This window comes from Propioniferax innocua, from assembly GCF_006716235.1.
Lineage (GTDB): Bacteria > Actinomycetota > Actinomycetes > Propionibacteriales > Propionibacteriaceae > Propioniferax > Propioniferax innocua.
The window spans coordinates 117,496-129,555 of record NZ_VFOR01000002.1 but is presented as its reverse complement, the minus strand read 5'-3'; the positions used below and the strand labels follow the sequence as shown (position 1 = coordinate 129,555).

The window sequence follows — 12,060 nt, the reverse complement described above, 5'->3', positions numbered from 1 at the left end:
GGTCTCCGATCAGAAGTCGAGGTCGAGCGGATTGCGTGGAGTGGGGCCGGGGCCGGTCTGCGTCGAACGCTTCGCCGGGGGCTCTGGATGCGCGGCGGTCCCATTCCCATCAGATCGTGTCGCGGGAGCAGAACCCTCCGATGCGGGGAAACCTTCAGGAGGCGTCCCCGCGACCTCGCCCAACTCGAGGTCACCGGCACCGGCCTGCCCACCGAAACGGGCGTTGAGGAAGCGTCCGTGCGCCACCAGCGCCGTGGCATCGGCACGGGCGACCGCGTCGAGGATCTTGTCCATCGTGGCGGTGAGCAGATCCAGTTGATCGATCAGCAGCATCAGGGCGGTGCGGCCCCGATCCACCGGGCGTGAGTCGGCCCATTCACGGGGCAGACGGAGGTAGGCCCCGAGAGCCTCCGGAAGGTAGTCGGTGGCCGTCGCCATGATCGCGTAGGAGTCCTGCGATCCCAGCCCCTCACGTTCGAGCAGCGGCATCACATCACGCACGGCCTTCGACACCCGATCGACACGAGCGGTCACGACACCGGACAGATTCGCACGATGCGCCATGTCTGCGGTCTTGTTGAGTGCCTGCAGGATGTCGTCCGCGGTCGGCACGGTGTGCTGGCTCTCCAGAGCCTCGGGCTCGAGCTTGTGGTCGACCCCTTTGACCCAGTTCAGGAATCCCATGTGCTCCCGGCTCCCATGTCCTTGACCGCCCGTGGTGGCGGTGTCGTGATCAGTGCGTGTTCCTGCGTGGCTCGATCAGCGCATGTTCTGCTCGAAATCGAGCGCGCCCTCGGCGATGCGCTGGTCCTGCTGCGACACACGGTCGAGGTAGGTCTTGGACTTGTCGACCTCGTGCTGCAGCACGCCCACGGTCTGCGCCATCGAGTCGAGGGCCTGCTCCTTGAACGTGTCGATCGAATCCATCGTCTCGTAGATGTTCGCGAACGCGTTCTGGAGCTCGGGCAGCCCGAGCGTGGCGTCGGCGGCCTGCTGCTGGATGCGGGCCGAGTTGTCCTTGAGCATGACCGAGGTGTTCTCGATGAGCTTCGAGGTGGTCGTGTTCAGCGCCGTGATCTGGTCCAACACCATCTGCTGGTTGGTCAGGGCCTGCGAGACGATGATCGCGGTGCGCAGGGCCGAGATCGTGGTGGTCGACGCGCGGTCGACGCCCTTGATGAGCTCCAGGTTGTTCTTGATGATGATGTCGATCGCCAGGTAGCTCTGGATCGACACCGCGAGCTGCGTCAGAAGGTCCTGATGCTTCTGACGGACGTAGAACAGGACGTCCTTGCTCAGGGAGTCGGCCTTCTCGGGATCGGTGATCTCGAGCTCCTGGATCTGTGCCGAAAGTTTCGCGTCGAGCCGTTCGGCGATGTAGATGTACTGGTTCAACCGGCCCATCGACGCCCAGAGGTTCTTCTTCTCCATGTTGAGCGCGATGTTGTCCTTGGTCAGTTCATCCTTGCCGTTCTGCAGACTGTGCAGCAGGCCGTTCAGATGCGACTGCGCAGACTGGTACTTACGGAAGTAGTCGGTGATGCGATCACCGAACGGCAGGAAGCCCAGCACCTTGCGGGTGCCGGTGGCCTGGCTGGGATCGAGGTCCTCGACGGTGCGACGCAGGTCCAGCAACGTCTGACCGACCTTCGATTTGCCGGAGATCGCACCTTCGTTCATCGCCTTGATGGGGGCGTTCAACAGACGATTGGAGGTCTCGGCGGACTTGCGGATGTCCGCGTCGCCCATGTTGCGCACCGCGGTGGCCTGTGCCTCCATCTCGGGCGACTTCGGCTCAGCCGAGGTCAACGCCGTCATGAACTGATCGACCTTCTCATCCAGCACGGGGGCCTGTTCTGCCTTCACCTGGGGTGCCATGCGTGGCGCCTGAGTGGTGGTGACAGGCGCAGGCGCCGCGGGGGCCTCCAAGGAGAAGGGATCGGCCATGCCCTCGGGAGGAGCGAGCTGCTCGGCCGCGCCGCCGGATGACTGCTCCTGGGCAGCTCCGGGATGCTGCGCGGGTTGGAAGTCGAACTGGTCGGACATCGGGTTCCCCCTGAAGCTGTGGCGGTCTGTCGCTCTGGATCATCGTGAAGTTCTCGTGACGTGGCCGTCACTGTGGGCAGCCTTCGTGCACTGCGGCCAAACATAACGCTTTCGATGGGGCAGCGGAGCGTCGGCGCTCGACTTGGGGGCTTGTTGGGGGTCAGTCACTCTCGCTGCCGGTGCGGGGAAAGGCGGCGACACCTCGCCAACAGAGGATCGTGGTCAGTTCGCGAGCGCGCTCGGCAGAGAGCGAGACCTCGCCGGCGTCATGCTGGGCGCGCCAGCGTCGAGCACTCGTCTGTGCCATACCCACCAAAGAGATGCCCAACAGGGTTGATTCTTGATCGTCGAGGTCGGTCTCCGATGCGATCACCGCGCCGATGGCCGAGCCGATCTCGACCTGTGTGCGCCAGTGCAGGGCACGGACATCGGGGTCGGCGGCCAAGTCTGATTCGAACACGAACCGGAAGTATGGCCCTCCGTCGGTGACGAAGTCGTAGAACCCATCGATCGTGGCGCGGACGCGGTCACGGTTGGTCGGGCTGTCCAGAGCCGCATCGATCGTCTTCGCCAACTCGATGCAGGCTGCTTCGACCAATGCCAGATACAGCGAATGCTTCGATGGGAAATGCTGGTACAGCACGGGCTTGGAGACACCGGCTGCCTCGGCGATGTCGTCCATGGAGGTGTTGTGGTAGCCGTCTTGACCAAACGTGCCCGCAGCGACGTCGAGCAACTGTGCTCGACGCTGTTCACGGGGAAGCCGACGTCCGGGTTCAATGGCCATTTGGCAAAACTACCGTCGTTCGCCGGTTCGGGGTAGTGCTGCGTCGGCGCGTCATCAGGTGCGGTGACCGCGGGCCCTCCGGTGCGTGTCAGGGCACAGGGGCACAAGATCGGGGTGGATCACAGCGTCTAAGGTTGATCTGTGACCACACCTGTACCCGATGGGCTCAAGCGTGACCATCTATCCGATGGGCTCAAACGTGGCCATCTATCCGATGGGCTCAAACGTGACCACGCCGAGCGTCCCCGGCTGGATCGAGACCAGGTGACCCGTTATTCGCGTCATCTCATCATCCCCGAGGTCGGAGTCGACGGTCAGCGAAGGTTGTTGGATGCCCGGGTGCTGGTGGTGGGTGCCGGCGGACTCGGCAGCCCCGCACTGTTGTATCTGGCGGCGGCCGGGGTCGGCACGATCGGCGTCATCGATGACGACGTGGTGGAGATCTCCAACCTGCAGCGTCAGGTGCTCCATGGCGTGGGGGACCTGGGGCGGCCGAAGGTGGAGTCAGCGGCAGAGGCCGTTGCGCGTCTGGATCCTGCGGTGACGGTGGAGCAGCATCAGGAACGCCTGACGCGGGAGAACGCCACCGAGATCGTCGGCCGGTATGACCTCGTGCTCGATGGTGCCGACAACTTCGCGACGCGTTACCTGGTGAATGACGCCTGCGTGCTCACCGGGACCCCACTCGTCTGGGGGTCGATCTTCCGGTTCGACGGGCAGGTGACTGTGTGGAACCCGCCACACGGCCCCTGCTATCGGTGCGTGTTTCCCGAACCGCCACCGGCGGGAACAGTGCCGAGCTGTGCTGAGGGCGGTGTGCTTGGTGTGCTGCCGGCCGCGATCGGTTCGGCGCAGGTCGCCGAGGCGTTGAAGCTGATCCTCGGCATCGGTGAACCGCTCATCGGACGGCTCCTGCTGCACGATGCGTTGCGGGCGACGTGGTCGGAGCTTGCGGTGGAGCGTGATCCGGCCTGCGTGGTGTGCGGTGATGCTCCGACGGTCGTGGCGCCGGGAATCGACGCCGACCAGTGTGATGCGCTCCCGCTGCATGTGGTGGAGGCGGCCCAAGGCCACACCCTCGACGCCGCGACCCTGCGTCGTCGTCTCACCGACCGTGAATCCGGGCGAGAGGATTTCGAGCTCATCGACGTGCGTGAGCCCAATGAGGTGGAGATCAATCGGATCGACGGATCGGTCAACATCCCGAAGGGGCTCTTCGAATCCGGCGAAGCACTGACGCGATTGGATCCGAGCCGACCTGTCGTCCTGTACTGCAAGGGCGGAGTCCGTTCCGCCCAGGTATTGGCGATTGTGCGGGCTGCCGGGTTCGACGCGGATCACCTCGGGGGCGGAATCACCGCGTGGATCGACCAGATCGAACCCGAGCAGCTGCGCTACTGATTCACCGCGCATCATGCGCGGTGAATCAGCGTTGAAGTTCGATCAGATGACGCGAACGTTCTCGGCCTGAACGCCGCGGTCGCCCTGAACGGTCTCGAACTCGACGGCCTGACCCTCATCGAGGGTGCGGAAGCCGTTCGACTGAATGGCCGAGTAGTGAACGAAGATGTCCGCCGAGCCTTCGTCGCTGGCGATGAATCCGTAACCCTTGTCCGGGTTGAACCACTTGACGGTCCCCTGGGGCATGGAGAACCCACTTTCTAACTTGAAAAAAATCCGCCGGATGGCGTGCCACGAATCTTCGCGACATGCTGAAGTGTACGGGGTAAATGTCGACATTGCGACTGCGGGAGGGGGAGTGGGCCAAATATTGAGGAGATTTGTTCACATCGTGAGATCCCTCACCGTCGCCCCGGTCACCGCGACCAGATCGGCGGGAGTCAACTCCATGTCGACGCCACGGCGTCCCGCACTCACCGCCACGTGAGCATACTCCATGGCCTTGGCGTCCAGCACGGTCGGGAGCCGCCGCTTCTGGCCCACGGGGCTGATCCCCCCTACCACGTAACCGGTGATCCGTTCGGCGTCGGACGGATCCATGAGTGACGCACGTCGCCCGCCCAGTGCCTGTGCCGCGCGTTTCAGTGCGATCCGAGCAGACACCGGAGCGATGACGACGCCCGGGCTTCCATCCACCACGACCAGGATCGTCTTGAAGACCTGCCCCGCGGGGAGCCCGAGTGCTTCGGCTGCCTCCTCGCCGTAGGGGAGTCCGCGGGCGACCGCCTCCGGATCGTGCTCGTACTGACGCACGCGGAAGGCGATGCCGGCTTTCTCGAGGGCCAAGGTGGCGGGGGTGGCGACCATGGGTGCACTGTACGACGAGAATCTGTCGGACCCCTCTGGTTGCATGTTCCGTGGACGGAGGAAAGGCATCTGTTCGCCACGACCTGAGGAAGAACGACCCGAGGAAGAACGACTCGAGGAAGAACGTCGGTCTGACCCCCGTCATGGCTGGAACCGTGCCGTGCCCTGGGTGCGTGATGGAACTGAATCCTGGAGGTGGGATGGGGCCCGAACCTGCGAGCAGCGACCGCATGAGCCACGGCCATGTGGACGATGGTCATGTGGATGGTGACCAGACGCGTGACGATGACCATACGCGTGACGATGGCGTCGACGTGATGGTGCATGGTGCCGGGGAGCAGCGTGAGGCTCCTGCATTGTCAGCCGGGCAGCGTCGTGTCGTGGAGCATGCGTCCGGTCCGTTGCTGGTGCTCGGCGGTCCGGGATCGGGCAAGACGACGGCGTTGGTGGAGGCGGCGGCACGCGTTCTGCGTGAGGGGGCACTGCCCCCGCTGGTGCTGACGTATTCGCGGCGAGCCGCGGTGGAGCTGCGGACGCGGATCACCGCGCGGAGTGGGCGCTCCGGCGAGATGGCGCAGGTGTTCACCGTGCATGGGTTGTGTTTGTCGATCCTGCGTCAGCCCCAGGTGTTGGCGGGTGATTCCGGCGGGCATGGTGAACCACCGCGGCTTCTCACTGCGCCACAACAAGAGTTCCGCGTGCGTGAGCTCCTGGCGGTCGATGAGCCCGGCGTGGGGGTCACGTGGCCCGAGACGGTGCAGGAGGCCCTTCCCACCCAGGCGTTCGCCGCCGAGCTGCGTACCGTGATCGCCCGTGCACGACAGTTGGGCATGGACGGTGCCGATCTCGCCGAGGTCGGGGAGCGGGCCGGGCGGCCCGAGTGGGTTTGCGCGGGAACCTTCATGGAGGAATACCTGGAGGTTCTGGGGTTCGAGAACGCCATCGACTACCCCGAGCTGGTGCATCGTGCACGGCTGCTGCTGGCCGATGACGAAATCGCGGCCACGGTTCGTGGACGCTTCGGAGCGGTCTTCGTCGACGAGTTCCAGGAACTCGATGCAGCCCAGGTCTCGCTGTTGCAGCGACTGGTGGGCACCGAGCTGCCCCTGGTGGTGGCCGGTGATCCGGATCAGTCGATCTTCGGGTTCCGGGGGTCCGATCCCCGCGCGATCCTGGATTTCTGCCAACGCTTCGGCACCGACGCCGGGGAACCGGCGCCGACAGTGCTCCTTGGGGCCAGCCATCGTCTGGGCCAAGGGATGACAGCGGTCGCGTCCGCCGTGGCGTCGCGCCTCCCACTGCCCCGACCGGTGCCGGGAGTCGACGGTGCCGGTTTCCGCGTCACGGAGCCTGCGACGGATGTGGACGCCGATGAGGTCCGGGTCGACATCTGTGATTCGGCCGGCGCCGAGGCCGAACACATCGCAGACGTGCTGCGACAGGCGCATCTGCGTGACGGAATCGCTTGGGCCGATATGGCTGTGTTGGCCCGGTCCGGGCGGCGGACACTACCGGGGTTGGCTCGGGCCCTCACCGCGGCCGGGGTTCCTGTTGAAGTGGCCGGTGACGAGATCGCGCTGGCCGGTGAGCCGGCGGTTCGTCCGTTGCTGTGGGCGCTCGATGCGGTCATGACGTGGCCCGATGTGCCGCATGACAAGATCTCGGATCTGCTCACCTCACCGCTGGGCGGCTTGGACGCGTTGGATCTACGGAGGCTCGGACGCCGACTGCGCGCAGCCCAGCGTGCGGTGACCTCGCCGATGGGGACCGATGTTTCCGAGCCGGTGGAAGAGGCGTCGATGAGCTCCACAGAACTCATCGCCCGGCTCGTCACCGATCCTGACGCCTGCACAGACCTGATCGATGCCATGGGCACCACACCCCGTGCGGTGGCGAGGGCTGTCGCCCTGGGGCGCTTGCTACGACGCGCCCATGAGCTCGGGCAGGGGGGAGCACATGCCGAGGATGTGTTGTGGGAGCTGTGGCGCGGGACCACGTGGCCGGATGACCTCCGGCGTGCTGCTCTGCACCAGGGCCGGTTGGAGGGCGCGGACCGGGCCAACCGGGACCTCGATGCTGTCGTCGCATTGTTCGATCTGGCCAAGAGGTCGGCAGAGACGCCGGGCCGGGGTCATCTCCAGACCTTCCTCGCCGAGGTGGAGGCACAGCAGATCCCCGCCGACACCCAGCGTGAAGGTGATGTGCGTGGTGTCGGTGTCCGGTTGATGACGGCACACCGCGCCAAGGGACGCGAGTGGGAACTCGTCGTGGTCGCATCGGTCCAGGACGGGGCGTGGCCCGACCTGCGACGTCAGGGGTCGCTTCTCGAGGCGGACCGGCTGGGGACATTGCCCGGAGCCGACGGGCCGGTGTTCGGGCTCGCGGATCCGGCTTCGGTGACCGAACGACTCGCCGAGGAACGTCGCCTGTTCTTCGTGGCGGTCACCCGGGCCCGCCGCCGACTGGTGGTGACGGCGGTGCAGAGCACCGAGGATGAGCCCGAGCAGCCCTCGCGGTTCATCGACGAGTTGGGGGTCGAACCCCGGTATGTGCGTGGTCGTCCCACCAGACCCCTGGCCTTGGGCGCTTTGGTGGCCGAGTTGCGCCGGGTGGCGTCGGACCCCGAGGAAACGCCGGGCCTGCGCCAGGCAGCAGCCGCACGACTGGCTCGTCTCGCCGACGCCGGTGACGAGGATGGGCGTCCCGTGGCGCCCGGCGCCGACCCGGCGTCATGGTGGGGTATGCGCGAGTTGACACGGGCGCAGGACCCTCTGATCGGCCCCGGCCGGCCGGTGTCGATCAGCCCGTCCACTCTCAGCGCACTGTTGGCGTGCCCGCGGCAATGGTTCCTGTCCCGTCGGGCGAAGGGGGAGATGGGGCGGTCGGCGGCGGCCAACACCGGCAACGTGGTCCATGCGCTGCTGGAACATGCCGAAACCCTCGATATCGAGGAACTGCATGCGCATCTTGACGCCGTGTGGGGGCGCTTGACGTTCGCCTCCGACCAGCTCGCGGAGCGTGAACAAAGTGAGATCGAAGCCGGACTGGAACGGTTCGCGCGGTGGCGGCGTGAGCGCACCGGGACCCTGCTCGGCACCGAGCTCGAGTTTCGGGTACCGGTGCAGTGTGGGAGTCATCAGGTGATGCTGAGCGGCAAGGTCGACCGACTCGAACAGGATCCGGACGGGGCGCTGCGGGTCATCGACTTCAAGACGGGACGCACGGCGATCGGCAGATCTGAGGTGCCGGGCCACGAACAGCTCGGGGTGTACCAACTCGCGGTGCAACAGGGGGCCTTCGACGACCACACCGGAGGTGAACGGCGCGTGGCAGGGGCTGAACTGGTCTATCTGCGTGTGGGGACGGGCTCCACCGGCTTCCCGACCGTCCGCATCCAGGAATCACTGGATCGGCAACCCCACCTGCCTTCGGAGGACGCCTCATCACCGGATGATGTGAAGGGGGATGGCGCCGCCGGAAGCTTTCCCACGTGGGTTCACGAGAAGCTGTCGCTGGCGGCCACCCGCATCATGGACGAGGACTTCCCTGCGACGCCAGGTGGTGCGTGCAGGCACTGTGCATTCTGGTCGAGCTGTCCGGCGAAGGGCGCGGAGGTGATCGGATGAACCGCCGAGAGGTTGACGGCGACGAGGTGCGGCGTCTGCTGGGGATTCCGTTCAGCGATGAGCAGATGGACGCCATCCGGGCACCGCTCGAACCGGGCGTCATCATCGCCGGGGCGGGGGCCGGGAAGACAGCGGTGATGGCGGCCCGCGTCGTGTGGCTGGTGGCCTCCGGGATGGTTCGGCCAGAACAGGTGCTGGGGCTCACCTTCACGCGCAAGGCCGCCGGTGAGCTGGCCCAACGTGTTGGACAATCGCTCGAACGTGCTGGGTTGGGGCCGTCGTTCGCTCCGGGACCCGAAGAGTGGACCGGCGTCGATGAGGTCGGAGAGCCGGTGGTGATGACCTATGACGCGTTCGCGGCGGACCTCGTTGCCCAGCATGGGTTGCGGATCGGCGTGGAACGGGACGTCACCATGCTCACCGACGCCACTCGGTATCGGCTGGCGGGTCGCGTGGTGGTCAGGACCGACACACGCCTGGAGGCGCTGTCGGGACTGCGTCCGGAGACCATCGCCGAGCGTCTCCTCGCCCTGGATCAGGGTCTGGCCTCGCATCTGGTTTCCGCCGATGATGTGATCGAGCACGCGCATCGGCAGCACGCCATGTGGGCCGAGGCGCCCCCCGCACGGGGCGGCAAGCCGTACAAGGATGTGGTGACGGCGCAGGGCGTCCTGGCAGAACGGCTGGAACTCGCGCAGCTGGTGGGGGAATACCGCAGCCTCAAACGAGAGCTGGGTGTTGTGGAGTTCGCCGATCAGATGCAGGTGGCTGCACGTCTGGTACGCGAGGTGCCGGTGGTGGGGCGGATAGCGCGGGAGAACCACGCCGTGGTGTTGCTGGATGAGTACCAGGACACCTCGGCCGCTCAGGTCGAGGTTCTGCGGCGGTTGTTCTCGGGCTCAGCTCCCGACGATGGCCACGGTCATCCGGTGACGGCCGTGGGCGACCCGTTCCAAGCCATCTACGGTTGGCGAGGTGCTGCGGCGGCGAACATCGGGCAGTTCCCCGAGGACTTCCCCGCAACGGATGGGACGCGTGCCTCCTCGTTCACGCTGGCGGTGAACAGACGCTCGGCTCCGGCGATTCTCGATGCGGCGAATCTGGTGGCGAGCGACCTACGCGCCGACGCCGAGCTCGAACAGGATCGAAATGGAGCGAGGGCGGGTGCTGCAGTGCGTCCCCTCGAGGGTCCCGTGCCGCAGGACGGTGAGGAGGCCGAACCGGGAGTGGTGCGCGCGGCGTCGTTCCTGACAGCGCCCGAGGAGGTGGGATGGTTGGTGGACGACATCATCGCCCAGCATGACCGTGTGGGTGTGCGGTGGGGCGATATGGCCGTGCTGGCCCGGCGCAACAGTGACGTGGCGGCGATCTTCGATGACCTGAGTGACAAGGACGTCCCTGCCGAGATCGTCGGGCTGGGCGGATTGCTCGCCCTGCCGGAGATCCGGGATGTGGTCTCGATGCTGCGCCTGGTGCACGATGTCACGGCCAATCCCGACCTGGTCGGTATCCTGACCGGCCCGCGATGGCGGATCGGTCCACGCGACCTTGCGCTGTTGGGGCGCCGGGCCCAGGAGCTCGTCGAGGATGCCCCTCGGGGTCCTGCGTCTGCCGGTGAGGGCTCCGGCGAGGAGCCCGAGCATCGCCCCGATCTGGCCGAAGCGCTGGATGAGGCGGTGGGGGAGGCCGACCCGGCAGAGGTGGTGAGCCTTGCCGATGCCCTTGCCTCACCCGGATCGGGCGCGTACTCCGAGGAGGCTCGGGAACGCTTCGATCTGGTGGCCCGGGAGCTGGACCACCTACGCGCCCATGCCTCAGAACCCCTGCTCGATCTGGTGCGACGCGTCATCGCGCTGATCGGGGTCGACATCGAGGTCGAGGCGATGCCGGAGTTCGCGGTGTCCGATCGGCGGATGCAGCTGCTTGCCTTCTGTGATGCCGTGGCCGAATACGTCGACATCGATGGCGACGCCACCCTGGCCGGTCTGCTGGCGTGGTTCGACGCCGAGGAGAAGTACGGAGTCGGGCTGGAGCGCCGTACCCCATCGGATGGTGACTCGGTGAAGCTCCTCACCGTCCACAAGGCCAAGGGATTGGAATGGCCGCACGTGTATGTGCCGGGCTTGGTGGGGAAGGTGTTCCCCAGCGATTCGGTGACGGACAACTGGACGAGGAGGGCCGAGGCCGTTCCGGCGGAACTCCGGGGAGACCACGAATCGATCCCGCAGCTTCAGGACGCCACGAAGCAGGCACTGGACGATTACCACAAGGAGCTTCAGGCCCAGCAGCGTCTGGCCGAGGACCGTCTTGCCTACGTGGCGATGACCCGCGCCAAGGGGCATCTGACCGTCTCGATGCACCACTGGGGCAAGGGCCTCAAGAAGCCACGGGCGGTATCACCGTATTTCGAAGCCGTGGCGCAGGTGGCGTTCGAGCAGGGAGGCCGCGGCCCCTGGGTTGAACCAGACGAGGTCGGGGACATCAATCCGGTGAAGGCCGAGGGAGAATGCGTCTCCTGGCCTGTCGAACTCGACCCGGAGACGATCGCGCGCCGTCGGGAGGCCGCCGACGCGGTGGCACGATTCCGGGCCGGTGGGGGCGCCTCTGGTGATGACGTGGACCTCACCCCGGACGAGGCAGTGATCGTCGCCGGATGGGACGCCGATGCCGAACGCCTCATCGAGGAGGCCCGACGGTGGCGGCATGGAGAACCGGAGGTGGCGGTCCCGCACACGGTGTCTGTCAGTGACCTACTTCGTGCCCGCAGGAACACCGGCGAATATGTCGACGACATCCGGCGACCGATGCCACGGCGACCGGCTCCCCGAGCCAGGATCGGTACACGCTTCCACGAATGGGTGGAGCAGTATTACGTCTCGCTCGGCCTCGCGACCGTCCCGCTGGTGGATCTGGACGATGTGCCCGACCGTGGGGACCCCGAAACCGCCGATGAGCGAGACCTGGCCGAGCTGGCGAGGTGCTTCGCCACCGGCCGTTACGCCGAGAAACACCCTCTCGCGCTGGAACAGCCGTTCAGCATCGTGGTCGAGGGACAGCGCGTCCACGGACGGATCGACGCGATCTTCACCGAAGACACCCCGCAGGGCAGGCGCTATCAGGTGGTTGACTGGAAGACCGGGGCCAAGGAGAACACCGACCCCGGTCAGCTCGCCCTCTACCAGATGGCCTGCGCCGAACTCCACGATGTGCCTCTCGAGCACGTGGACGCGGTGTTCCACCATGTGCGGACCGACCGGACGGAGCGTCCTGAACTGCCCTCGACCACCGAACTGATGACCTTCCTCCGCAGGAGTCGTCGCTAGGCTGATTCCT

General features: G+C 66.2%; 8 protein-coding genes. 3 read left to right on the top strand and 5 right to left on the bottom strand.

What is annotated here, in order from left to right:
- Window positions 1-9 precede the first annotated feature (9 nt).
- The 3 genes from FB460_RS07305 to FB460_RS07295 form a co-directional block, all read right to left on the bottom strand.
- Window positions 10-684 (bottom strand): hypothetical protein, encoded by a 675-nt coding sequence (locus FB460_RS07305; RefSeq protein WP_211345903.1) that lies wholly within the window; start codon window positions 682-684, stop codon window positions 10-12.
- A 75-nt stretch (window positions 685-759) separates the two neighbouring features.
- A complete protein-coding gene (locus FB460_RS07300) occupies window positions 760-2,046 on the bottom strand; it encodes a toxic anion resistance protein (RefSeq protein WP_142093497.1) in 1,287 nt (428 codons plus the stop codon).
- A 160-nt stretch (window positions 2,047-2,206) separates the two neighbouring features.
- Entirely contained in the window at window positions 2,207-2,833 is a 627-nt protein-coding gene (locus FB460_RS07295) for a TetR/AcrR family transcriptional regulator (RefSeq protein WP_142093496.1), read from the bottom strand.
- A gap of 141 nt (window positions 2,834-2,974) precedes the next feature.
- Between FB460_RS07295 and moeB the strand changes: the two genes are divergently transcribed.
- Window positions 2,975-4,234, top strand: coding sequence for a molybdopterin-synthase adenylyltransferase MoeB (gene moeB, locus FB460_RS07290; protein WP_281281831.1), 1,260 nt, complete (start codon window positions 2,975-2,977; stop codon window positions 4,232-4,234).
- 42 nt (window positions 4,235-4,276) lie between these two features.
- On the opposite strand, the gene FB460_RS07285 is transcribed toward moeB, so the two are convergent.
- Window positions 4,277-4,480, bottom strand: coding sequence for a cold-shock protein (locus FB460_RS07285; RefSeq protein ID WP_142093495.1), 204 nt, complete (start codon window positions 4,478-4,480; stop codon window positions 4,277-4,279).
- Between the two features lie 138 nt (window positions 4,481-4,618).
- Window positions 4,619-5,101, bottom strand: a complete 483-nt coding sequence (locus FB460_RS07280) for an aminoacyl-tRNA deacylase (RefSeq protein WP_142093494.1) — start codon at window positions 5,099-5,101, stop codon at window positions 4,619-4,621.
- A gap of 230 nt (window positions 5,102-5,331) precedes the next feature.
- Between FB460_RS07280 and FB460_RS07275 the strand changes: the two genes are divergently transcribed.
- Together FB460_RS07275 and FB460_RS07270 are read left to right on the top strand one after the other, a co-directional pair.
- On the top strand, window positions 5,332-8,727 hold the full coding sequence (locus tag FB460_RS07275) for an ATP-dependent helicase (protein WP_211345902.1): 3,396 nt from the start codon (window positions 5,332-5,334) through the stop codon (window positions 8,725-8,727).
- Entirely contained in the window at window positions 8,724-12,050 is a 3,327-nt protein-coding gene (locus FB460_RS07270) for an ATP-dependent helicase (RefSeq protein WP_142093493.1), read from the top strand. The genes FB460_RS07275 and FB460_RS07270 overlap by 4 nt, the downstream gene beginning before the upstream one ends.
- Window positions 12,051-12,060: the final 10 nt, after the last annotated feature.

What these genes read in the sequence shown, in the direction of transcription:
- FB460_RS07300 (WP_142093497.1), bottom strand. Translation starts at nt 2,046, where the DNA reads ATGTCCGACCAGTTCGACTTCCAACCCGCGCAGCATCCCGGAGCTGCC.
- FB460_RS07305 (WP_211345903.1), bottom strand. Translation starts at nt 684, where the DNA reads ATGGGATTCCTGAACTGGGTCAAAGGGGTCGACCACAAGCTCGAGCCC.
- FB460_RS07285 (WP_142093495.1), bottom strand. Translation starts at nt 4,480, where the DNA reads ATGCCCCAGGGGACCGTCAAGTGGTTCAACCCGGACAAGGGTTACGGA.
- FB460_RS07275 (WP_211345902.1), top strand. Translation starts at nt 5,332, where the DNA reads ATGAGCCACGGCCATGTGGACGATGGTCATGTGGATGGTGACCAGACG.
- FB460_RS07295 (WP_142093496.1), bottom strand. Translation starts at nt 2,833, where the DNA reads ATGGCCATTGAACCCGGACGTCGGCTTCCCCGTGAACAGCGTCGAGCA.
- FB460_RS07270 (WP_142093493.1), top strand. Translation starts at nt 8,724, where the DNA reads ATGAACCGCCGAGAGGTTGACGGCGACGAGGTGCGGCGTCTGCTGGGG.
- FB460_RS07280 (WP_142093494.1), bottom strand. Translation starts at nt 5,101, where the DNA reads ATGGTCGCCACCCCCGCCACCTTGGCCCTCGAGAAAGCCGGCATCGCC.